We start from the raw sequence: 24,159 nt of genomic DNA, 5'->3' as shown, positions 1-24,159 counted from the left end.
TTTTAGGGGCTAGGGGCTAGGGACTAGGAGCTAGGGGCTAGGGCATAGAAGGGGTGAGGGGGAGAAAAACCCTCACACAGGACTCAGGACTGAGAACTCAGGACTGAGAACTAAGCACTAAACGGAGAGTTCTGCAAGCATTTTCCTGAGTCCTTCCCGCCAATGAGGGGGATAGGTTCCCAGAACTGCCGTTATTTTCGCACAGGACAGGACAGAATAAGCGGGACGCCGTGCCGGTGTGGGATATTGGGCAGTGGTAATTGGAATCACGCGTTGAACTTTTAAGGGAAAACCCAGCGCTTTTGCTTCTTCAAAAATGGCCACAGCAAAGTCATACCAGCTGGCGACGCCGCTGTTCGTGTAGTGATAAATGCCGGCAATTTCTGGACTCATTTGGGAAATGAGCTGAGCGATCGCATTTGCCAGATCCCCCGTCCAAGTTGGACTGCCCACTTGATCGGCCACCACCCGCAATTCCTCACGTTCAGCACCCAACCGCAGCATGGTTTTGACAAAATTACTTTTGCCACCCACCCCATAAACCCAAGCCGTTCTCAGAATAATTGGGTGTCCACCGGCTGCCCCAATCGCCTCTTCTCCTGCCAGTTTAGACTGACCGTAAGCCCCTAGCGGGTTCGTCGGGTCAGTTTCCAGGTAAGGCCGGCTATTTTCGCCATCAAACACGTAATCTGTGGAAATGTGAATTAGCCTCACCCCCAGCCGTTGGGCTTCTTTGGCCAAAATACCGGGACCTGTCGCATTAATCGCCGTAGCTTGTTCCGGTTCGCTTTCCGCTTTATCAACAGCCGTATAAGCGCCGGCATTCACAATCACATCTGGCTTCAGATCGCCCACAAACCGACGAACAAGGTCTGGATCGGCTAAATCGAGGGTATCGCGACCGGCACCCGTAACGTCCGCTACTGGGGCGAGCGTGCGCTGCAATTCTTGACCCAGCTGCCCATTAATGCCGGTGATTAAAATTCGCCGCATAAAAAAGTCAACAGTAAAGGGTAAATTTTTCCGTAACCGTCTTTAATCGCCTAATCCCGGCCTAATTCCACTGATAATTGTCAACTCTCAAACACTTCTGCGGCTTTGAAAGGCTTGCCGGCTTGATCTTTAGCCGATAAAATCGGCGAAGCGCCGTTGAGCGGCCAGTCAATGCCAATATCCGGATCATTCCATAGGATACACCGATCATGTTGGGGGGCGTAGTATTCAGTTGTTTTATACAGCACCTCAGCGACTTCGGAAACCGCTAAAAAGCCATGAGCGAACCCAGGCGGTATCCACAGTTGCCGGCAATTTTCGGCACTCAGCCGGCATCCCACCCATTTGCCAAAAGTAGCGGAATTTTTTCTGATATCAACGGCAACGTCAAATATTTCACCGACAACCACCCGCACCAATTTCCCTTGCGGTTGTTGAATTTGATAGTGCAAACCCCGCAGGATATTTTGGGCGGAACGAGAGTGGTTATCTTGGACGAACTCAGCCGTCACGCCGGTTTTTTCGGCAAACACCTGCCGGTTGAAACTTTCAAAAAAAAAGCCTCTGGCGTCTGAAAACACCTTAGGCTCAACAATCAAAACATCTGGAATTTCAGTGGGCAAAATATTCATTGACGCACAAGCCCTCAAGAAGGAAGTAGTGGAGAAGGTGAATGGGAGAGCGTAAAAATCCCCAATTACCCATTATTCATCACTCCCTTACTTTTTTTACTTCACCGTCTCTAAAGTCTTCACTTTTCGGCTCATCCGATCCAAGAACATTTCCAGCACAGTCCGCTTACCAATCTTAACCGTAGCTTGGACTGCCATCCCTGACTGGATGGGAATCTGTTTATCACTCACCTCAAAATACTGACGATCCAGTTCAATTTTTGCTGGGAAAGAATAGAAGGGGCGTTCTTGAGTGGGGGGCAAAGCATCTTTCCCAATCGAGAGCAATTTGCCTTCAATCGTGCCAAATTCCATTGCCGGGAACGCTTCAATGTTAATATCGACCGGCATTCCTTCTTTCACCAGCGCAATATCCTTGTTTTGAATAAAGACGTTGGCGATCAGCTTATCATTGGGAATCAGCTTCAGAATCGGCTCTTGATCAGTTTCCCGCGCCACACTCCCAGACGATGCTTTTAGATCAAACACGTAACCGCTCACGGGTGCCCGCAATTCTTGATATTGAAGGGCTTGTTGAGCCTTCGTCAACTCGCCTTCTATTCGGGCCATCGTTTTTTGATTTTCCAGCTTAGACTTTCCTAACTGGGAATCAATTTCTGCAATTTGCTTTTCATTGTCTGAAATTTTCGTGAGAACGTCTTTTCTCGACAACTCTTGTGTATTTTGCAATTCTTGCTTCGCCCGTTCAATTTGCACAGCGATCCGCTGCGCTTCATCGCTAAGCCGATTTACTTCAGCTTGGCGTGCTGTGATTTCATCCTGACTGGTTAACAGTTCCCGCTGCCGCGTTTCGATATCATTGAGGCTTGTCAGCAAATCAGATTCTCCTGAGAGAACGGCAGCTTGGCGAGTCAACACTTCTTGCTCTTGACGTTGCCGTTGCAGCTTAGAAAGCGCCCCTTCTTCCACCAAGGGCGATACTTGGGAAAGAATCTGTCGATTCAGCTCTAGCACCTCTTCAGACTTTGCTTTTTGTTGCTGGAGCGTTTCAATTCGTCTTTGAGCCGTTGCTAATTGGATTTGAGCTTTAGGGATTTGTTGCCTAGCCGATGCTAATCGCTCCTGGGCTGCTGATAATTGCCCTTGAGTTTGGGAAAGCTGTTTTTCCAATTCCTGAACTTGCAAACGGGCGGCCTGGACGCGAGACTGATACTCGGCACGGCTGGCTCCTAAAAGCCGCTCTTGGGTGGCATCAAACGCGCCGCTGCCCCCGACTGACCCATCAGGTTCATTCACCAGCGCTTGGTAATATTGATTTTGCGTGATTAAGTTCTCACGCAGTTTGGTGAGGGATTCTAAATCGGAACCTTTGCCGCTGGGCTTAGTGCCATCGACTGAGGAATAAAACTGATTTTCGCGAATCAGAGATTCTTTGAGATTTCTCAAAGACTCTACATCCGCTTCCGGTGAGGTGGGGTCAAAGGTTAGTAAGATTTCTCCTTGTTTGACAAAGTCTCCGTCGTCAACGAGAACCTCACGGACAACTCCGCCAACGGGCGCTTTGATTTCTTTCGGGGCTTCTTTGGGTTCTAATTTGCCTGTGGCGGGAATGGCTTGCTCAACATTCGCAACCGCTGCCCAAATCAGACCCGATGCTGTTACACCGACAATCAGCCAAACGAAGACTTGTGACCAGATCGCTGGCTGTTCTAAAATGACGGGTTGATCAAATACTGAATCAGATTTCACAGCTGTGACTCCTGTTGCTGATAGAGGCAATAGTAAAGACCTTTCAGGGCCATTAATTCGTCGTGGGTTCCTTGCTCGACGACAGAACCTTGAGCCATCATTAATATTTCATCAGCACTCCTGACAGTGGAGAGCCGGTGAGTAATGAAAAAGACGGTACGCCCTTTAAAGGCTACTCTCAAGTTTTCACACACTTGTCGTTCTGACTCGTAATCGAGGGCACTGGTTGCTTCATCTAAAATGAGCAGTTTCGGGTTTTGCAGTACCGTCCGGGCGATGGCAATTCGCTGTCTTTGACCCCCAGATAGACCTGAACCCCGCTCTCCTACGACTGAGTTATAGCCATTTGGGAGAGACATAATGAACTCATGGGCGAATGCAATTTTTGCGGCCTCAATAATTTCTTCTGTGGTGGCTTCTGGGTTGTTGAGGGCGATATTTTCTTGCACTGAGCCATTGAATAGCAGGGTGTCTTGAAGAACCATGCCAATCTGTCGGCGCAAGGAATAGAGTTCTACTTTCGTGATATCGTACCCATCAATTTGAATGCGACCGGAGAGTGGGTCATAAAGGCGCTGTAGCAACTTCATCAAGGTACTTTTACCGGAGCCACTCTGACCGACAATACCCACAAATTTGCCGGCTGGGAAATCTAAGTTGATATTAACCAGTTGCAGTGCTCCGGCGGCGGCAAAGCGGAACGAAACGCCGTCATATTTAACGTTTCCTTGAATCTCCGGTAGGGGAATATTATTCCTATTATCTTCGTCAGCTTCTAAAGGCGCATCCAGAATATCACTGAGTCGTTCAATGGACAGAGCTGTTTCTTGGAAATTCTGCCACAACTGTACTAAGCGCAGGAGGGGGCTGGTGACGTAGCCTGAGATAATCCGGAATGCGATTAATTGACCCAAACTCAGTTCATTGTTTAAGACCAAATGCGCCCCAGCCCACAGAATGAGTAAGCCTGAGAGTTTTTGTAAGAAGCCGCTAACTGAGCCGGCGGTACTAGAGGTTAAGACGGATTTAAAGCCGGCACTGACATATCGCGCATAACGCTCTTGCCATTGCCAGCGGGCTAGCAGTTCAATGTTTTGCGCTTTGACGGTTTGAATCCCGTTGAGGACTTCAACGAGATAGGATTCTGCATCTGCGTAGCGTTCAGCCCTTCTGCGTAACTGCTGGCGGATGATGGGAGATACGAGCAGGGTTAAGGCTGCAAATAAGGGCACCGTCGCCAATGCCACAATTGACAGTATCCAACTGTAAATGAACATGACGACGATGTAGACCACTGAAAAAACGGCGTCGAGTACCACCGTCAGGGCTGTGCCGGTGAGAAATTGCCGAATTCTTTCTAATTCATTCATCCGACCGGCCAGTTCGCCGACGCGCCGGTTGTCAAAGTAGTTCAGTGGCAGGCGGACTAAATGGTTAATCACCTCCGAACCCAAACTTAGGTCAATCCGGTTTGTAGTATCAACAAACAAATAAGTCCGCAAAGCGGTCAGCAAGGCTTCAAACAGCGCTACACCCAGCAAAAAGAACCCCAAAACATCTAAGGTTTCGATACTGCGCTGTACCAGCACTTTATCGATAATGACCTGGGTGATCAGCGGGTTGGCCAACCCGAACAGCTGGACAAAGAATGAAGCAATGAAGACTTGGCTTAAGACGCCGCGATATTTAATAACTGCTGGAATAAACCAGTTAAGGCTGAACTTTTCCTTTCGCTCACCTTGAGGAACTTGTAGCAGCAGTATCTGCCCGACTTCTCCCCAAGTTTCTGCAAATTCCTTGGGCACCTTCTTGATAATGCCGGTTTCTGGCACGGCCATGACCAGCTCTTTTTCAGTGATGCTGTAGAGGATGGCAAAGCTATCTTTCCAGCTAATCAGGGCAGGTGCTTTGAGCCGATTTACTGCTGTAGCGGGAACTTGCACCAGTTGGGCACGCAGCCCCATCATCTCTACTACAGCACCGCAGGTTTGTAAAGAAATTTGCCCTTTGGTTTTCAGCTGGCCATCGAGTACCCGGCGAATGATGTCCTTACGAAATGTGACGCCGGTATGCTTGCTTAACATTTGAAAGCAAGCTAAGGGCGCATTAATGGGTCCGTTGCCCTTGACAAACGGGTATTTGGCTCGTGGTGCGAAAGGGTCTGGTTCCGGCTCTGGAGGACGTGGCGGAGCGTCGGTAATTTGGTAGGTGGGGGCTGGGGGTAACCGTTCTAGGCCGGCGGTGCTGCCGTCGGATGGGGCTGAGTCCTGGATAATGGTTACTTCTTGAGCCGCTTGGCTGGTCATTTCAGTTTGAAACTGCAAGCCCAGCAATCTGGCTCCTCTTTTTCCCTGCACAGATAAGACGCGCTGTGAGCCGTCAAGAGACAGCCGGCTTTCTGTGGGGAAATCTCCGACTTCGCCACTGCTGACGAGCCAAACCCGATTGGGGTCTAATTTGGCGAGATTCAGCTGGCCGGGTGGTAAGTTTAAGACAACGGAATCTTCCCAAATTCGGAATGCTAAGTCTTTGAGATTTGCGACTCCATCGGCTCTGCGCTGGAGTTCTGCACTTAAGAGTTCAAAAACTTCGCTAAGGGCGGGGCGCTCACGAAAGGCTTGGCGCAGGACTGGTTCTGCGTCTAGGGAGGCTAAAAAGTCAGCGGCTGAAAGGCTAATACATACGACTTCTGTAGAGGCGATCGCTGTTTCGCATGGCACGTTTCGCACCAAACCGGCCCAGCCTAAAATTTCTCCTTGACCGACTAATTTTAAGCTGACGGGCATCTGGATGCGCTGGTCATAACCTAACAATCGGGCTTGCCCCTGATAAATCATGACCACCTGAGTGGGCATTTTTTCGCGTTCAAAGATTGGTTGCCCCGTGCGGTAACGCAGGAGTTGGCATTTGGCTGCAATCGCTTGTAAAGCATTTACTCCCAGCCGATCGAACGGGGCCGTTTGCGCCAAAAAAGCAGGAATTTGAGACGGGGAAACTGTTTGGGTCATACCGGAAGTTTTGAACTTGGCTTCGGGTGGGTCGCTTTCATCCGATGGTAACTTTAAGCCATTATTTGTTGCTCTCTATGTCAACAAATCTCAACTAATTCCAAGCCGATTCTCGTTATGATGCCCCATTTCAGTAATTTTGCCGGCTTGGCAAAATACAGCTCTCACAATCAGCCATCCCCCCTCAAGCATTTTAGCGTTAATGAAAGCGCTTTTGTGTTGGGTGTGGAATTTGTGGAATTTTATGATTGCTGGCAAATTTAGAGGAGATTGGAATTGCTTGAAACCGATTGACTCAAAAAGATTTGTATTGGCTTGGTTCTAAATACTTGTCGCGGTCGGTAGTAATTGGGATCGCCACAATTAACTGTTTTAATCACGCCGAAGTTGGAGTTGCTGACAAAAGAGATTGCAACGGTCTGACTTGCTGGATCTGCTCTTTGATCCAGTTGTCAAACATTTCATCAATCAGGTGCCGGCGCATCGATTCATCTAGGCGAGCCGGTAGGAATTTTTCTAATCGAATAATCACAAACCATTCTGCCAGAACGCGTGGGGGCCAGAGCTGACCGGGTTTACTGACTGAGAGAAGTTTACTGATGGCTGGGTGGGGCTGAGAAAGGGGAACCGGCCCTAATAAACCACCTGTGCGGGCTTCTGGGCCTAGAGAGTATTCTTTGGCTAGCTCAGCAAAAGACTGTTCGCCTTCTGAGATGCGAAAATAAATTTCTTGAGCCATTCCCGGATCTTGGGTACGGATCAGGGAATAAACGACTTGATCTAAGCTGCCCTTGCGGGTGAGAAAATAGGATTCTACTTTGGCTCCCCAGGTCGCTGTTTTAAATTTTTCTAACAATAGGGGGCGGACTACGAACTCTTCCATTTGCGCCTGAGTCATCCCCTGATTTTGCAGCCAAGCGTCCCGGGCTTGGGCAGAACTGAGCTGGTGTTGCTGGTAAAACTGTTCAAGGATTGCTTGACGCTCTTCGTCAGTGCAAGTGATGCCGGTGATCGCTTGGTCAATGATAATGCCTCGCAAAAGTTGGGGCATTAACTGATAGCGATTCAAGAGCGAGGGGATTTCATGCGCTTGGATGACTGTGTTGCCTACTTGGAAAAGTTCTGCCATGTTTTCCGGTTCACCTGTGCTCATGAGGTTTTCTGTATAGCCATCAAAAGGAGGCCAATCACTTGCTTGCCGGCCTTACCTTAATTTCAGGGCTGCCGATGAATTTGTCTGCTTTAAGGTAGTAAAATGTGCCAATTTCACTCGCCTCGCAACTGCTACATAATGTTAATGCTATGAGTGCGTCGGCGCTAATTCAATTTGGCATCCTCTATGCGTATTCTGTTCACAATTGCCCATTTTTTCAATCCCGCTGGTGGGGGTTCTCACGGTTCTCAAAAAAAAGACCCGCAACCCCGTATCCAAGCTTTGAGTGCCGGCATTACTGCCTTGCACCAGTTATTTGGCAAGTCTCAGAGCATTATTGACATTGCCCAGCTTTTAGCCTTGCCGGCCAATCAATCGCAATCTCACGATATTGATATTATCGTCTGTACAACTCAAGACTGTCATATTTTGTCCCAGGTTCCGTTGCCGTCTCACTTATACACTCATCATGCCACGAGTGCGGAGCCAATGCTGTTGGGCTTTGAGTGCCAAGCTGTACTGCGGGATTGTTTGGGTAAGTATGACTACTACTGTTTTTTAGAAGACGACCTGATTTTGCATGACCCTTGGTTTTTTGTGAAATTACAGTGGTTTAGCAAGATATCGGGGGAGTTGAACCTGCTCCAGCCTAATCGCTATGAGGTATCGCTTCACGGCAAAGTTCACAAAGCTTATGTTGATGGTGACTTACGACCTAGGGTGACGGCAAAATTCCAGAATGTGGGGGAACAGGCGGAATTGAAGGGCAAGATTATGGAAACGCCGGTGCTGTTCCGCCGTGCGCTAAATCCTCATTCGGGTTGCTATTTTCTAAATGCCGGCCAAATGGCCCACTGGACAAAGCAGCCTTATTTTTTAGACCGGGATACTAGCTTTGTTGGCCCGCTGGAAAGTGCGGCCACTCTAGGAATCATGAAGACTTTCAGGATTTACAAGCCGGCTCCACCTCAAGCGGCATTTCTAGAAATTCAGCATTTCGGTACGGCTTTCCTCGGTTTGATTGGGGGGAAAGTGCGCTTTCCGGCTACAGAATAGACTTCCCAAGGGGCCGGCTAAATAGCTGCGCTCGAAAATCCACAAAAAAGCTGGGGATTGCCTCCCCAGCTTCATTTAATTACAGCTCTGCGCTTAATTTAAAGCCGGCACTTCTCTTACTCAGAGCATTTAGATGATCTGAATGTCATTCTCTGTGACGGTCCCACCGAAAACTGTTGCGACGACGAATGTGCCGCCCTCTGTAGTACCATTGGTGTCAAGGACTAAGTTCTTGGTGGCGGTTTCAAACGCAAACAGAGGCGCAGTGCCGGACGCGCCGGTTGTGCCGTTGTAAGTAGATACGATCACGAGCTGGGCGTCGTTGAGACCGGATGCTGCTGGGAAACCTCCAATGTTGGCACCTTGGAATATAAATTTGTCTGTGCCACTGACAAAGTCGCCGATTTGATCACCAAAGTCACCAAGGGTCAAGTATTGGAAGCGATCTTGACCATCACCGCCAGTCATCAGGTCTGCACCCTCAGCGCCGGACAGGATGTCATTGCCGGCACCACCATTCATCTGATCTACTAGGGAACTACCTATGAGCAGGTCGTTGCCATTACCGGCCACCCAGACTATGCCAGTTGTGGATATGCCCTGGCTTGCGTCTAAGGTGTCATTACCATCTCCAGCATCAAAGAAATCGGTTCCAGTTGCCGAGAACAGGTAGTCATTGCCAGCCTCACCAATTAGCTTCTGATAGCCGGCACCGAGTATAACATCGCTACCGTTGCCACCAAATAAGACGGTTCCTTGCTCTATTTCACTAGTCCCCTCTACACCCGATAGATAATCGTTGTCGTCGCCACCGTACACGCTGTCAGAAACGGAGCCGGCAAGAATAGTGTCATTGCCCCTGTCCCCAGACAAATAGAATTCTCCAGCATCGTCGCCTGTGCCGGCATCGGCGGCATCAATAGAGTCGTCGCCTTGGCCACCATTCACTGTAGATTGAGCTCCTGCACCAACCTCTAGGGTGTCATTGCCGATATTGCCGTTGATATAGACTTTATTGCCTTCTCCACCCACAACACTGTCATTGCCACCGCCCGCTGGGTCGAAATCACCTAGAAGGGTATCATTCGCGCCGCCGCCAATGATTGTGTCATTACCAACGTCACCTGACAAGAAATTCCTGGTCGAAGTTGCCGTTGCAGTCAGCACGTCGTTGCCTTGGCCACCAAACATGGTCTCCCCACTACCGCTGCCGCTGATAGTGTCATTTCCTTGGTTACCAAAGTAGTAGTTGTTGGTGGCAATCAGTCCTCCTGCAGCTCCCCCCAACAACGACTCCACGGGACTTAATGGCGCTTCTGAAGCAGCCGCACCGACGAGGGAATCATCGCCACCTCCCAAGGTATCGCCGTCGCCTATCAAGGTATCCCTGCCGGCAGTTGAGCTATTTAAGATGTCGTCGCCTTCTCGTCCAAATAATAAACTACTTCCCTTGGAACTGGTCAGCTGATCAATATCCTGACCGCCATCTAAGGTATCGTTGGTGCCTTGAGCGAAGAGAAGGTCGGCATCGGCGTTACCGAATATTAAACTCCCCCCGCCGCTAAAACTCTGGACAAGGTCATTGCCTCCCAGGGCAATGATGGTATCTGGGCCTTGGATCAACTGGTATACGTTGCTGTTATCGTCGAGTATCTGTGTCATTTCCTGGTCTCGCTCCTCTGTTGCGCGTCGTAGTAGTTGTCATACTTGCCAAATCGGCTAACGCCTGAAACCCTTGACGTTAAATTGGCAGTCGTCTAGTCTATCAATCCGCAGCAAGTCTATCTTAGATTACAGCGCAGTGTCTAGCCTGTTCGCCTTGAAAACTCTTGATTGCTTGCCTCTTTCAATATTTGTGTTGCTCATTGCTGTCTTGACAAGTTCAGTTGCCTTGGCTACAAGATTATCCCGCTGCTGTCTCAATTTAGAAAATTTACAGGTTAATGCTGCGCTTGTCACACCGACTTTATGGGCTGAGTTCCCATTGATTGTGTATCGTTGAAGACAGATTGCTGCCTCCTTAAGTTCCCAAAATTTTAGTCAGTCGCAAAAGTTTCTCGATTTTAGCGCTAAGCGCTTGGAAAAGAAGGATCAATTCGCGCCTGGGGAAAAGGGTTTGTTGGTGGTGTGAGAACAAGCGATGCGGTACGCCACCTGATTGTGATTAACATGAGTATCGATTCCCAAGCTCATAAGTGATGGTGACAGTGGCGGCTTGAGCTGGGTTGGCCTTGTCCCATTCGGGTGTTTGTTGATCGTGAAAGCATTATAGCGACTGGGTGTAGAACTTTTATCTTTGATTAAGAGCGTACGTTCACGAGAGTAGCTGGGGATCGGCGAAGCTTGGCGGCTGTAGTTTGATCGCTCAAGGGAAAATCGTATAATGCCAGCGATGGGTTTGAGGGAAGGATGCAGAGCAATGCTTTGGCATTTCTCGCTTCCTGGCAAAGCTACCTCTTTTACCTGTCGCCCATTGCCTATTTTGAGTGAGGGTTCTTTGGTGAATTTCAAGTCAGCTCAACTTCATTTCAACACCGGCAAGCAGCTCAAAGAGTCCGGCAAGTTTGATGAGGCCATTGGCCACTACCAAAAAGCTTTGGAAATCGAACCTGATGAGGTTGAGGTTCTCAATCACCTGGCTGAGGTCTATTATGCCCTGAACCGTTTAGCCGAGGCTTTTGCGGTTTGCCAAAAAGCGCTGAAGATCCAGCCTAATTTTGCACAAGCGTATAAGACGTTGGGGAATGTGCTACAAGCTCAAGGTAAGCTAGAGCCGGCAATGCGAGCTTACTCAAAGGCCATCGATATCAAGCCAGACTTTGCGGAAGCCTTAGCGAACCTGGGCAGTATGTTCTACAAGCAAGGTCGGCTTGAGGAGGCGCTGCCTTACTATCAAAAAGCGGTTACCATCAACCCCGATATAGCCGGGGTCTACTGGAATTTAGGGAATTTATTAAAGCAACTGGGCCAGCTCAATGAGGGGAATGCCTGTTTGCAAAGGGCTTTACAACTTAAGCCAGAATTGGGTGGGGCCGAGTTCCTAGTTAATCTGGGAAATGCTTTGGTCAAGCAGGACAAGTGGCAAGAGGCAATTGGTCGCTATCAAAGCGCACTGAGGCTCAAACCCGATTGGGCCGAAGCTCATTGCCAGCTAGGGTTAGCACTTTGGCGATTGAATCAGCGGCAGGATCAGTTCAATTTACAGAATTTCTCCGAGGCCGTTGGCTGTCTTTTGAGAGCGATTGCCACTAAACCGGATTTGATGGCAGCCCAACAAGGTTTGGGTAACGCTCTCATCGCATCAGGGACAGATCCGAATGAATTGAGTTATTTAAGAAAAGCGGCTGATAAGTATCTTGAAATCTCTGGGGAAAAGGGAAAAATTATAGCGAAGATGGCTTTTGCTGTGACCTATTTTAAATCAGGATTGCATCAGTTAGCTAAAGAGAAGTTTAAAGAAGTAGAAACGCAGATTATTCAGAGCAGCGAGACTTTAAATCAAGATAATAGAGCGATATTGTACAGTGGTATGCTGCTGGCTGCCCCTCACTTACGAGATGATCTAGAGGCAAATACTAACCTTTTTAAATTAGTTGGAGAACAGTACCGCACATCCAATAATTTGAGGGTAAATCCTTACCAGCTCGGAAACATCAATGAATCTTTACCGTTTAAGACGCGAGAGGGAAAGTTAAAAATTGGGTTGCTTTCAAAAGATTTTACAAAACAGTCAGTGGCAGGGGGCAGCATCGATGTGATTCGGGAGCTAGCCAAGCTAAGCCCCCACATTCATTTATATGCGACAGATTGGACGAAATCTGATGAGACGAGCCGGAAATTTGAACAAGTAGCGGCCAAGTTTTATCAGTTTAAAAAGCCTTCTGAAGAGTTTTCGCTTTATGATCAGGAAATAGTTAAACAAATATTAGAAGATGAGCTAGATATCTTGGTGGATTTGGACTCTATAACGGGTTCGGGCCATGCAGAGATCCTCGATTGCCAACCGGCTCGTGTTTGTATATCTGGGTTAGGATGTGAAGCGCCGTTTATCTCTGATAAAAATTACTTTCTTTGCGATTGGCAAACGCACCCAGCCGGCACTGAGCAGCATTACACCGAACAGTTAATCAGAATGCCTAATTCCTTTTTGGCGGTTTCTGGTTTTGACAGTACCCCAATAGATCGCAATGCTGTTCGTAAATCCTTAAGGATTGGCTTGGATCAGGTTGTTTACCTATGCGTATCCCCGGCTTCCAAGCTGAGCGATGAAATGATAGAAGCGCAGATTAAAATTCTCAAGCAGGTCCCTAATGGAGTGCTGCTCTATAAAGGTTTAGCAGACGAACAGGTAACTGTACCCGCTTATCAGCAAGCCTGTAAAGCTCAAGGAGTTGGTTTTCACCGAGTTAAATTTTTACCTCCAACACAAACTGAGAAAGAACACAGGTCTATTTATAAAAGTGCTGATGTGCTGCTAGATTCCTATCCTTATAATGGTGGGATTCAAACGCTAGAGGCATTGTGGTTTAATGTGCCGGTGGTGACGACAACAGGTGAGCAAGGCGTTGCTAGAAAGGGTTACTCATTTTTAAAAAGCTTAAACATTGAGGCGGGTGTTAGCTACTCTTGGGAAGAGTATATAGAATGGGGAATTCGATTTTGTCTTGATGCTGATTTAAGGAATGAAATTCGGGAGCATTTGGAGCGAGCTAAACAACCAGAAGGTTTAGCGCCGGTGTGGAATCCCAAGAAGTTTGCGGAAGATATGTATTCAGTTTTTGAAGAACTTCTCGCCAAACAAAGCGGTTAGTAGAGTCAGAGAGTTTTCAGTATTCGTTTATCTGTCAAAAAGGTTGAAAGAAAAACCCAAAAAACTCACCCTTGCTGATTTGACTGTTGCAGCAAGGGGTGAAACATTAAACTTTAGCGAATGTTTGGTAGTCGCTGAGGAACCATTTGGGAAGGTGAGAAACGTCAGCCGGCACCGGCAGCCGGTCGGTAGAGTAGTAAAGCGACGCTGCTAGCAGGTAATGAATGGCTTTTGATTGATTAACTTTTTTATCGATATTGGCTGTTAACTCGCCTACAAAAGCTTGTTCATTTGCAGTCAGAGGCTCATCTTTCATTTCACTGCTTAAAAGTGTGCGATCTGCCTTACCAACATCACCTGCGTAGAAACTTTCTAACGCCTCCGTTGGCACATTCTGCCAAAAATCAGCTATATGTTTGCGAAACTTTTGTAAATCTGCTAGCACTAATAAATCGGATGGCTCAATTTGATAAAGATTCACACATCCAATTAGCTCATTTAAGAATCGCCCAGAAGAAACAGTTTGTTGAACAGAGAAAGTTTGTTCTATCTTTCTTCCCTGGAAAATAACTGGATAAGCGCTCTTTATCTTCAGAATAAAAGCGTGTTTGGGTGGCAAAATTCCTTGAGCTAGCAGGGCGGCTTGAGCAACATCAGATATCCTGGCTTGCTCACAGTTAATAATTAATGATGATATTGCACCATTTGGTTCGGCAAAAGGGTCTTGAGGGGGTTCGTGTTCCTCCATTCTTTTCGGAGGAATATTTAACCTTGAAAGAGGAATTTCATACTTTTGAGCTAATAATTTAATGTCGTTTAGAGTGTTTTCATAACTTCCTGGATCTACATTAAGGCGTAAAGACATCCGTTTTAATAATTCTTCTATATTAACATCGCAATCCTGGTTTTCTGGAAAATATAGCTCTTTAGTTTTAAGAAGAACATCAGCAAGTATTATATATTGATCTTTTGAAGGAATTAAGCGAGGGTGCAATTCAGCAGAAATATCTCTCTTTTCTTCTTCTATGTAATCGTTAAAAGGTTTTGAGTTTAAGCTTTGGTAGTTGGTAGAGGTTCGTGTACTGTGTCCTGAAACTCCAATAACTGAAAGGGGACGGAAAGAGTACAAGTATTTCTCGGAAAAATAGGCATTAAGGATGCCAGAGGCGACATCCGGACAGTAGGACATAAAATATTTACCGTGGATAGATTTGATTTTTGTAATCAAATCTTGATGAGTAAAAGAGTTATAAACCATCGGCAAAAATTCATAATTTAGATGATAATTACAATATTGCAGCAATTTTTGATGTGCATTAACAATTCCAGCTTCCTAGGAAAAGCCCATTATTAGTCTGTTGCGCCGCCAAGGAACAATAGCGCTAGGCCACCAATATAAAAAGCGGTTCCAAGAAATAATTGAAAGGTTGGAATCATTGATCAGGTTGAAAGCAATTTCAATGCCGTTGGGCATTAAAGCATCATCATCTCCTAAAACAAAGATATAGTCTCCCGTTGGGTAAGATAAACCTAGCTCCCAATTGTCCGACATTGAGAGTCTTTCAGTTGCGCGATAATATTTAATTCTTGAATCGTTAAATGAAGCGACAACTTCAGCCGTTTATGGAGGGCTAAAGTTATCCATAACGATTAGTTCAAACTCTTTATAAGTTTGTTTGATTGATGACGCTCTGAATGGAATATTTAAGGGTGTCGTGTCTCTGCCGAGTTGGGATGATAATTGAAAAAAGAAATTGGGGCGTAAATTACTATTTTTGAATCTCGCTTGTTGAGTTGATTAAACTGAAGCCGGCCTAAAATTGTCAAATTACTGCAGTGTTACTGAGCAAACTATTAGCTTGTTCACGCCAAATAAATTAACCTCTATTAGAGCCGCGTTTGGCAACTTCAAAGCCTTTACTCGTTTTTTGTTTTCGAGGTTTTTCATTTGTTTGTGGGGTCATAGAACCGCTGGCAACGTCTTTGATTAGTTGAAGTTGACGGGGTAGCATATCTTTCAAAGCATATCGTTCCAGAGCTGTTTGACGAGCTTTCACGCGAAGCTCAGCCATGCGGGTGGGGTGATCCATGACTTCATCAATTCGATCTGCAATTTGCTTGGGTGAAAAGAAATCAACCAGCAACCCATTTTCTCCATCACGGATAACTTCTTTCACCGGCGCAGTGTCAGAACCTATAACTAAGCAGCCGGTTGACATCGATTCAATCATCGACCAAGACAACACAAATGGTCTGGTTAAATAGACGTGCGCTGACGATGCCTGAATCACTTTGAGGTACAAACCGTAGGGAAGAGAACCGACAAAATGAACGCGTGATAAATCGAGCGACACCTTCTTGAGCATATGCTCTTTATAAGTTTCGTTATTCGGCAAAGATTTACCGTAACAAACTCTATCTGAGCCAACAACTACAACATGACAATTAGGCCGGCGCTCTTGAATATAAGCTATTGATTCAATAAATTCTGGAAAGCCGCGATAAGGTTCCATGCCGCGTGCGACATAGGTGACAATTTCATCAACACCGGACAAATCCAGGTTAGGCAAAATCAATTTTGCGCCTGGGTTTGGCTTAAAGTAATCGGTATCAACGCCATCGTGCAGGACACTGATTTTGCTGTGGAATTCTTTGGGAAATTGTGAGCGCTGCCAATTTGTGGGAGAGACGCCCCAATCGCAAGAATATAAATCAATCAGAATGGGAGAATTTTTAACACGAATACGGGGAAAATCATCAAGGCTCAGAGGGTCTGCTGGGTCAAAGTTTGCATCTGAACCGTAGGCGTGATAAAACCATTCAAAATAACAAAGGAGGCGGCTTTTGGGAAAGGCATCCTTCACAAAAAGTGTTGGTCCCCAGCCCGAATGACCGCAAACAATATCCGGTACAAATCCTTCCTTTTTCAGCTGTTCAGCGATGCGAAATACCGCTTGTCCGTAGAGAACCGCACTTTCTAAGGGACGAACATAGTGGTGAGTTTCTGGACGCGGATCTCGACTGGGTGTGAAGACGACTTTTTTAACGCCCGGTATGTTCCACTCAGGACGCTCATTTTTAGTCCCGAAAACTACTTCATGATTGGGATCGCTGCCGAGGGCGGTTACAATATGGCGGTACTGAGCGGGGAAGTTGGGATGAAGAAATAAAACTCGCATTGGATTGGCCAAAAATATAGAATAAGACTACGCAATTAATGGAAATTTACCGAACTCGACTGGATGAGAGAGCCGGCAGCTAGCTGGGCTTTGGAAGATTTAGTGGGGAAAGAATGTCATGCCTAAATATTCCTGTAATTTGCGATTGTGGGGTTGGAAATAGTCGCTTAAGTAACGTTGGGTTGAATCCGTAAGTGGGGGGTAATCCCCTACATTGTACTTGCTGTAGTGGTCAAGTTGATAAGCCGGCAACTCTAAAAATTCAAATACCTGATCAAGAGTTTTCCCAGGATTTGTGTAAAAGTCTTCACTTTTGATAACTAAGAACTGTTTTTTGGGGAACAGATCCATCCAGGTTTCGAGTTGCTTGATGTAGATGCCGCGTGATAGGTAAGAGTAGTGCTGGTGATTGAAACTATAGTAAGTTTCATCGGCTAAAAGCTTTTCGGTTTCTCCGTTGAGCCTTTCCGCTTCCTGTGCGATAGCTTCGTCAAAGGAGAGGGACTCAAACCCCAGTCTAACTTCATGATGGTAATGTGACCAAGCTCTAGCAACCGGCTCTCTGAGCAAAACGATTAATTTAATATTGGGAAAGAGTTGATAGACTCGCTGCGGAACGCAGGGATGAAAGAGATAGTAGGGGCTTGATTCTCCGGTGATTTGCTGTTCGCTAGTTGGAAGGGGAAATTGCTGCTGATACCACTCAATTCCTTGAGAAAAGTTTAAGTCAAAAAAGTGTACTTCCTTTTGGGCTGCCGGCAGAATTTGAGGATGCTGAATCAAATACTGGTACAGGGAAGTTGTGCCACATTTTTGACCACCAATAATTAAAAAGTCTGGCATCATATATTAATACTGTAGTCCTCACGTCCTCTGGTTAAATGAGGGCTGTAACAAGGATCATGATCGATCATGTATTGCCACCGGCTCTTGAGAATTGCTGCTTCGCGGAGGCGTCGTAGTTCTTTTTCTGGGGTATCTTCGTACCCTCGGCTTTTCGATTCATAGTGATAGAGAACGACGTGGGGAAGATAGATATTTCGATATCCTTTGGCAACCATTTTTAAGCACAAATCGACATCATTGTAGGCAACTGCTAATTCTTCAGTAAATCCTCCAATGCTGTCAAAAACATCGCGCCGGCACATTAAACAAGCGCCGGTGACGGCTGAATAATTACTGATAGTTTTCACCTGACAAACGTAGCCGGGAGTGGTGGAGGGGAAATGCCGGTGACTATGCCCTGCGACGTCGCCAATTCCCATCACAACGCCAGCGTGTTGGATGGTATCGTTGTCATATAACAAAAGTGCCCCGACGGCTCCGATTGAGGGTCTCTGCGCTTGCTCAACCATTGCGTCTATCCAATCGGGTGTAACGATTTCTGTGTCGTTATTTAAAAAGAGCAAATAGTCGCCTTTGGCTTTGGTTACGGCATAGTTATTAAGTTTAGGATAGTTAAAGGGAATATCAAGCGGGTAACATTTAAACCGGCTCGGTTCTTTGGCACTCCAGTCAGCAAAAAGTTTAGCGGTTGCGGCTTCGGTGCTGCCGTTGTCTATGACAATAACTTCATAATTTGGATACACGCTCTTTTTAAAGATCGATTCCAGACATTGATTCAGCATTCCCGCCAAATCTTTGGTAGGAATGATGATGCTGACTAATTTATAATCGGAGATTTCGTAGCGCACCGTATAGTGTCCAAGATAGTCAGTAACGCCTGCGATTCGTCCTTTTTCGCCGCGTCTATGAATGGCTTCTGCAATCGCTTTTTCGGCGGCTTCGTAAGCGTAAGATTTGACGCTAGCGGTGCCGGTTGCGGTTGATTCTGGATGAACTCGCCAGTGGTAGAGAATTTTGGAAATGTGGAAGATTTGTTCGGTTTTTTCTGTGAAGCGAAGAACGAGATCGTAATCTTGGCTGCCTTCATAGCCGGCTCGAAATCCGCCAATTTCATTTAAAATTGAGCGTCGGTAGGTTCCCAAATGGCAAGTGTACATTCGGGATAGGAAAGAGTCGGGACACCAGTCAGGCTTGAAGAAGGGATCTTTGAGGCAATTACCCTCATCAATTTTATCTTCATCTGAATAGATCATGTCGGCTTCGGGATGCCGGTTTAACAGCAACGCGACTTCATATAAGGCATCCGGCGTTAGTAAATCATCATGATCAAGCAGTGCCACAAATTCGCCGGTAGCAATTTCTAAAGCTGAATTAGAAGCGCGAGCAATATGGCCATTTTCGCTTCTAAAAAGAACTTTTATGCGGCTATCTTTTTCCGCGTATTCCTTTAAAATCGATTTTACATACAATTCTGTTGAAGCATCATCTGCAATGCACAGTTCCCAATAGGGATAAACCTGATGAATAACTGATTCAATTGCTTCTTTTAAGAAACGTTCAGGTGTGTTAAAAACCGGCATAATGACGCTGATCACCGGCTTATAAGGAAAAATTTCCAAGGTTTCAGCCATTTTGCGAAGATCGGCTTTTCTGGGATAATGTTTGTTGAGCCAACGTGCGTAAGGATCGTCATTCGTTGCCATTGCCGGCGCTGCTTCAATCACTGCCGGCGGCGTGGTATCAAGCTTAAGATAAAGTTTCTTAAATACTTTTGATAAGGTATGCCGTGTGCCTTTGGTTTTCCAAATAATAGATAGATGCTTTAGACGTGACAAAATATGTCGAGGACGTGAGAGTGCACTTTTAAACATCGATCTATCAGCTTGTGAACTTGCTAGTTTGGGTTGAAGAATTGAGGGAATGAAAGCAACTGGTTAGGGTTCATGTTTTAAGCCTATGACTTTTTTAAGCTTAAACCATTGGCCGCGTAACTTCCAAAATTTACTGGTTTCCATCGCAGCAACGGTTGCTTGTGAGGACTCCAATGCCAGTTGGGTTTGTTGCAAATGGTTTTGAGAATGGAAGAGTTCATCTTGAATGCGATCAAGCTGGGTTTGAGTTTGTTGCAACTCATTATGCCGGCTTTCTAATTCGCCTTGGATGCGATCAAGCTGGGTTTGGGTTTGGTGCAACTCGTTATGCCGGCTTCCTAGTTCGGTTTGGGTTTGTTGGAGCTGAGTTTGGGTTTGTTGTAGTTGGTTTTGTGAGTTCTCCAACTCACCTTGGGTTTGCGCTAGCTGAGTCTGCCGGTGTATGAGTTCAGCCTGCAATTGAGCTTGCGTTTGTTGCAGTTGCATTCGCGCTTGCTCTAAGTCAGCTTGAGTTTGTTTTACTTGCACCTGCAAACTTTGAGAATGAGCGCTTTCTCTCAGCAAGGCAAACTCTTTTTCTGCCAATATATTAGCAAAATTTGTTGTATAAAGTCCCAAATGTTTGGTACAAATATATCGAAAAAGTTGCTTGCGATTTTCTGGCACATTGCAAGCGCTGACCATAGACTCTGATCGCACCCGGTAGTCAAACATCACTTCCGGAATGTGATAAAACTTCCATCCTTGTTCAGCAGCACCTAGCCAAAAATCCCAATCCTCATAGCCTAATTTATCGGGTATTTTTGGATCGTAACCGCCACAATCTTTCCAAACAATTTTTCGGAAAACCGCACAGGCATCAATATAATTTCCCATTGCCAGCCGGTTAATATCAAATTCGGGAACTTGCCAAACTCCTGTTTTCGCGCCAAAAAATTCGGCATCGCCGTAAACAACTCCAATTTCTGGATAATTATCCAAAATTTCAATACTTTTTACGATATAGTTTTCTCTAACTTTATTGTCTGCATCTAAAGGTAAAATATAACGTCCTAAAGCTTTGCTAATTCCTGTATTTCTTGCTTGAGCTAATCCTTGGTTAATTTGATCAATAACTTGATAGCCATTTTCTTTTAAATAATTTAAAACTTTATGGGTTAGGGGTTCGGTTGAACCATCATTAACAATAAGAATTTCTACAAAATCATGATTTTTATAATTTTGCAAACCTGAAACAGCCTCAAGTATAAACTCGCCGTGATTGTAACAAGGAATCACTACTGATAAAGCGATTTGGCTGCTTCTAGGTTCTCTTAAGGCAGACATTTAATTTCGTTCTCCTGGTTTCTCATGGGTGTTTCGGTTAATTAATTTTAGCTAGCTTTTTAATTTTAGATAAGGCTCGATGCAATTTCCAAACTTTGGAGCTTTTTAAAATTGCATTTTCTTGTTTTAATTGAACGATTTGAGATTCCAGTTCAATTTTATCCTGCTGAATCTGTCGGTAAAGATTCTGAAGCTGTCCCTGATTTTCAAACGCCTGCCGGTAGAGTAATAAAGGTAAGCATTCTGGATGAGAAATGTTGCCGGATGTCGGTTCCTGTGAAAAATCACTGGGAATATCTGCTACGCGATCTAAGTCGGCGAGAAGTGAGAAATATTGAGGCGCAATATGCTGTAAAAGTTGAACAAGGGGATGCTGCCGGCCTAAACTATTAAAAAGGCTGGAATCATAAATTTCTTTCAAGCGTGCCGGTTCATAATCACTGGCAACTTTCAAGTTTAGCTTAGTCTCTAGCAGTTCAACCAGCCGAGTTGGAGATTGCAGTAAGGTATTAATATTAACTAAAATACACCGATCTGAATGCCGAGCGTAAAAATCTAGGAGATGCCGGTTATAAAAAGCCCAAACTTTTAAGGGATACTCCGGGTGTTCGGTAAATATTCCACTATTGAGGCGAAGAATAGAATCAGCGACATCCCAGGGTAAGCGATAAACTAATAAAAATCGTGCTTCAGGAAGTAATTGTTCCCAAAAATCAAGCATGAGAGAGGTACGCGGATCTTTCCAACCCCAAAAAGCTGATTTTTGATGGCGAGATGCGATTAATTCTTTTGCCGGCTCAATATAGTTGTGAAAATTGTCGCGATCCAACCATTCACTTTCTGTCCAACCCCAATCAGTCCAACCGGCTTCTCCCTGCCGGCAGCAATTCTGAAGAATGGTTCGCTGAAATTCTAAAAAATCCAAATCTTCAAAATAACCCTTGGCATTAAAGATATCAGCGGCAAAGAAATTTTCTCCTAAATTAATACCCAAAGCTTGGATAAATGAAGCAGTTAGGGATGTGCCAGAACGATGCATTCCGGTTATGATTAAAGTCTGTGACATCATTTTCCCCACTTTGCGCTTAGTTTTGTTTAAATTAATTATTTAAAGTTTCAGATTTTTAGCTTTTATAATTCTTCAGGTTTTAAAGAATTTTCCCAGTCTTCTTGCGGCAAGTCATTCATCACCTGTGATGAAAACAAAGATACCTTTTTTCCTTTAATGGCTAAAAACGTGCTGCGATCCGTTTCCTTTTTTAGTCGCATCATTTCATATTTTTTGACGGGAGGGTTGTGACATTCATAGATAGAAGTAAACCCGATCTGAGACAGAAAGTTATATAAAGAGGGACGAGTAAACCAAAAACTGTTGAGATTATCTAATGATGACCACAAAACCTTCACTCTTTCTTCAACAGTCGTATTGGGATCGTGTTCTGTGTATAATCTTCCCCAGTATTCTTTTTCTTTATATAAAGCAGAAGTTTCCGTCACCATACTAACCTGAGTGTCTATGATGGCAAAACTTTGACAAACTTCTGAAATTTTTTCTAAAAACTCAAAAACATCGGGAACATCTAAATGATAAAGAATCCCTATACACAGAACAATATCAAACTTTCCATATTTTTCTAGACTAAGATTGCGAACATCATCTTGGATAATTTCTATATTATTGACTGATAAAACATCCTTGGCAAACCGCGCCTTTTCTACATTCGCTTCTCTCCCTTCTATGGCGACAACGTTTGCACCTTGCAAGGCAAGTTCCATGCCATAAAGTCCTTCCAGGCAAGCCAAGTCTAAAATTCGCAGGTTTTCAAATGATTTACCCGAAATATCGGCAACCATTTGCACGATCCGCCTTAATTTAACTTCTGCGCCAGTAATAGTTTGCCGGCTAATGGTGTAAAGATCGCCATCCAGTTGAATGTTGTGATTTGTCCATTCTCCAAACTTTTGAATGATTTCTGCTTTTTTCTGCTGGATAGTTTCGAGGTTACTCATCTGAATTTTAATAGGACAAAAGATGCGGTAATTTTACAAACTTAGGGTTAGAGATATGGAGAGGATTAAAACTTATATCCCTACAATTCTGATAAATTCAAGTTTTTTGTTTCTTCGACTACGCATAAGCTAGGCTCAATCAGTAAGTCAACGATTCCACTTCCACAGGACTCGATTTGAGGTTGAACTCTAAACATGGCAACATCAATACAACGAGCCAGGTAAGTAAAATTGCCGTCAACAATCCCTGAAACGCCGGCATTTAAAAAGTATACACCAGGATGCAGCAGACACTGAAATTGAAATTTGACAACTAGGGTTGTTTCAGCTTCAACATGGTTAATAGAATGACTGCTGGTTGAAAAGGAAGCGCCTCCCAGTTCAAATCCGCTTAACGTTTTGATTAACATCCCAAAGCGAATTTTAGAAGCCGGCTTAAAAAATGAAACGGTGTACGTGTAAATGTAATGATTTCGCCCAATCAGGTGATTGACAACTTTACCCTCAAGTGTCGTAATTTGAGGATTGATAATTTTGGCACCGCGAGGCACATAGGAAATCGTATTCGCCGGCACCAATTCCGGATCATAAAATTCACCTAATCCTTTATCCTCCATTGCTTGATTCGGCACAACAGATAATAAAGGAGTTTTTTCACAAACTAGGACATTTTGATTAACCGGCTCAGGATTTACCGGCTTATTCAAAGCTCTAATATCCTCCCGCAAAGACTGTTCAATATCAGCCGGCGCGTAAATTAACTTGTGATATTTATCTAAAACAAACTTGGGCGTATTAAACAACAATAACTCGCCGCGATCCATTAAAATCGCCGAATCGCAAAGTTCTATCACTGCCGCAGCCGAGTGAGAAACAAATAAAACCGTTCCGCCTCTTTCCTGAATCGTTTGCAGGCGGACAAAACATTTGCGCTGAAACGCTTCATCCCCAACTGAAAGCGCCTCATCCACAATCAAAATATCCGGATCAACACTCGTTGAAACCGCAAACGCCAGCCTGACAAACATCCCGCTGGAATAAGTTTTCACCGGCTGATCGATAAAATCTCCAATATCTGCAAAAGCCGCAATTTCATCAAATTTTTCTTCAATTTCTTGATGCTTTAATCCTAATAACTGACCGTTAAAAAAAACATTCTGCCGGCCTGTAAACTCAGGATTAAACCCGCTTCCCAACTCTAACAAAGCTGAAACTCGACCCTTGACCTCGACTTCGCCCGTTGTTGCCGCAAGCGTTCCCACAATGACTTGCAACAGCGTACTTTTTCCTGAACCATTGCGCCCCACCACCCCTAAAGTCTGCCCCTTTGGCACTTCGAGGTTAATATCTCGCAGCGCCCAAAACTCCTCACTCCTGCTCTTTCCAGGCAGTAAAATTTCCTTTAATCGATCTACAGGATGCCCGTACCGCTTAAAGCACTTCGAGACATTTTTTAGTGAAATGGCAACGTCATCTTGCATGGGATTCTGCTGTAAAAACCGGCAACGAATAATCTAACAATTCAA

At 45.2% G+C, this 24,159-nt stretch carries 18 protein-coding genes and 1 pseudogene; 3 read left to right on the top strand and 16 right to left on the bottom strand.

The genetic code is table 11. The features are described from left to right. Positions 1-117: 117 nt before the first annotated feature. The 4 genes from rfbD to H6F73_RS15995 all read right to left on the bottom strand — a co-directional run bounded on the left by rfbD (position 118) and on the right by H6F73_RS15995 (position 6,382). Positions 118-993 (bottom strand): dTDP-4-dehydrorhamnose reductase, encoded by an 876-nt coding sequence (rfbD, locus tag H6F73_RS16010; RefSeq protein ID WP_190759752.1) that lies wholly within the window; start codon positions 991-993, stop codon positions 118-120. An 80-nt stretch (positions 994-1,073) separates the two neighbouring features. Then, positions 1,074-1,625 carry a dTDP-4-dehydrorhamnose 3,5-epimerase gene (gene rfbC, locus H6F73_RS16005; protein ID WP_190759751.1) on the bottom strand — a complete coding sequence of 184 codons (552 nt, stop codon included), beginning with the start codon at positions 1,623-1,625 and terminating at the stop codon, positions 1,074-1,076. Positions 1,626-1,721: 96 nt separating this feature from the next. Then, the gene (locus H6F73_RS16000) at positions 1,722-3,374 is read right to left on the bottom strand and encodes an HlyD family efflux transporter periplasmic adaptor subunit (RefSeq protein WP_190759750.1); all 1,653 of its coding nucleotides are present in this window, start codon (positions 3,372-3,374) and stop codon (positions 1,722-1,724) included. After that, a complete protein-coding gene (locus H6F73_RS15995; RefSeq protein WP_190759749.1) occupies positions 3,371-6,382 on the bottom strand; it encodes a peptidase domain-containing ABC transporter in 3,012 nt (1,003 codons plus the stop codon). Before H6F73_RS15995 ends, H6F73_RS16000 begins: the two co-directional genes overlap by 4 nt. A gap of 117 nt (positions 6,383-6,499) precedes the next feature. On the opposite strand from H6F73_RS15995, the gene H6F73_RS15990 reads away from it, so the two are divergent. Further along, positions 6,500-6,646 carry a hypothetical protein gene (locus H6F73_RS15990; RefSeq protein ID WP_190759748.1) on the top strand — a complete coding sequence of 49 codons (147 nt, stop codon included), beginning with the start codon at positions 6,500-6,502 and terminating at the stop codon, positions 6,644-6,646. Positions 6,647-6,758: 112 nt separating this feature from the next. Here the strand turns inward: H6F73_RS15990 and H6F73_RS15985 are convergent, their stop codons facing one another. Further along, positions 6,759-7,511 (bottom strand): peptidylprolyl isomerase, encoded by a 753-nt coding sequence (locus H6F73_RS15985; protein ID WP_190760047.1) that lies wholly within the window; start codon positions 7,509-7,511, stop codon positions 6,759-6,761. Between the two features lie 210 nt (positions 7,512-7,721). Between H6F73_RS15985 and H6F73_RS15980 the strand changes: the two genes are divergently transcribed. Further along, positions 7,722-8,591: a calcium-binding protein gene (locus H6F73_RS15980; RefSeq protein ID WP_190759747.1), complete on the top strand. Its 870-nt coding sequence runs from the start codon at positions 7,722-7,724 to the stop codon at positions 8,589-8,591. Positions 8,592-8,720: 129 nt separating this feature from the next. On the opposite strand, the gene H6F73_RS15975 is transcribed toward H6F73_RS15980, so the two are convergent. Then, positions 8,721-10,253, bottom strand: a complete 1,533-nt coding sequence (locus H6F73_RS15975; RefSeq protein ID WP_190759746.1) for a calcium-binding protein — start codon at positions 10,251-10,253, stop codon at positions 8,721-8,723. Positions 10,254-10,682: 429 nt separating this feature from the next. Beyond that, positions 10,683-11,102 (bottom strand): hypothetical protein, encoded by a 420-nt coding sequence (locus tag H6F73_RS26620; RefSeq protein WP_190759745.1) that lies wholly within the window; start codon positions 11,100-11,102, stop codon positions 10,683-10,685. Here H6F73_RS26620 and H6F73_RS15965 point away from each other — a divergent pair. Next, on the top strand, positions 11,092-13,401 hold the full coding sequence (locus H6F73_RS15965; protein WP_190759744.1) for a tetratricopeptide repeat protein: 2,310 nt from the start codon (positions 11,092-11,094) through the stop codon (positions 13,399-13,401). The genes H6F73_RS26620 and H6F73_RS15965 overlap by 11 nt on opposite strands. A 106-nt stretch (positions 13,402-13,507) precedes the next feature. On the opposite strand, the gene H6F73_RS15960 is transcribed toward H6F73_RS15965, so the two are convergent. The 9 genes and pseudogenes from H6F73_RS15960 to H6F73_RS15920 form a co-directional block, all read right to left on the bottom strand. Then, positions 13,508-14,659, bottom strand: a complete 1,152-nt coding sequence (locus H6F73_RS15960; RefSeq protein ID WP_190759743.1) for a hypothetical protein — start codon at positions 14,657-14,659, stop codon at positions 13,508-13,510. Between the two features lie 75 nt (positions 14,660-14,734). Then, a pseudogene (locus H6F73_RS15955) lies at positions 14,735-15,010 on the bottom strand (glycosyltransferase); the annotation flags it as partial. A 268-nt stretch (positions 15,011-15,278) separates the two neighbouring features. Beyond that, complete coding sequence (locus H6F73_RS15950; protein WP_190759742.1) at positions 15,279-16,580, bottom strand: glycosyltransferase family 4 protein; 1,302 nt, start codon at positions 16,578-16,580, stop codon at positions 15,279-15,281. Between the two features lie 99 nt (positions 16,581-16,679). Further along, positions 16,680-17,426, bottom strand: coding sequence for a sulfotransferase domain-containing protein (locus H6F73_RS15945; protein WP_347239553.1), 747 nt, complete (start codon positions 17,424-17,426; stop codon positions 16,680-16,682). Further along, positions 17,423-19,297, bottom strand: a complete 1,875-nt coding sequence (locus H6F73_RS15940) for a glycosyltransferase family 2 protein (protein ID WP_190759741.1) — start codon at positions 19,295-19,297, stop codon at positions 17,423-17,425. The genes H6F73_RS15945 and H6F73_RS15940 overlap by 4 nt, the downstream gene beginning before the upstream one ends. A 63-nt stretch (positions 19,298-19,360) precedes the next feature. Further along, the gene (locus tag H6F73_RS15935; protein WP_199330620.1) at positions 19,361-20,623 is read right to left on the bottom strand and encodes a glycosyltransferase family A protein; all 1,263 of its coding nucleotides are present in this window, start codon (positions 20,621-20,623) and stop codon (positions 19,361-19,363) included. 37 nt (positions 20,624-20,660) lie between these two features. After that, positions 20,661-21,692: a sulfotransferase gene (locus tag H6F73_RS15930; RefSeq protein WP_242072507.1), complete on the bottom strand. Its 1,032-nt coding sequence runs from the start codon at positions 21,690-21,692 to the stop codon at positions 20,661-20,663. 62 nt (positions 21,693-21,754) lie between these two features. After that, on the bottom strand, positions 21,755-22,633 hold the full coding sequence (locus H6F73_RS15925) for a class I SAM-dependent methyltransferase (protein WP_190759740.1): 879 nt from the start codon (positions 22,631-22,633) through the stop codon (positions 21,755-21,757). An 80-nt stretch (positions 22,634-22,713) separates the two neighbouring features. Next, positions 22,714-24,114 carry an ABC transporter ATP-binding protein gene (locus H6F73_RS15920; protein ID WP_190759739.1) on the bottom strand — a complete coding sequence of 467 codons (1,401 nt, stop codon included), beginning with the start codon at positions 24,112-24,114 and terminating at the stop codon, positions 22,714-22,716. Between the last annotated feature and the right edge of the window lie 45 nt (positions 24,115-24,159).

The sequence above is a fragment of the Microcoleus sp. FACHB-68 genome (genome assembly GCF_014695715.1).
In the GTDB taxonomy this organism is placed as follows: domain Bacteria; phylum Cyanobacteriota; class Cyanobacteriia; order Cyanobacteriales; family Oscillatoriaceae; genus FACHB-68.
The sequence above is the reverse complement of the archived record's forward strand: the minus strand, read 5'-3'. Positions and strand labels throughout refer to the sequence as shown.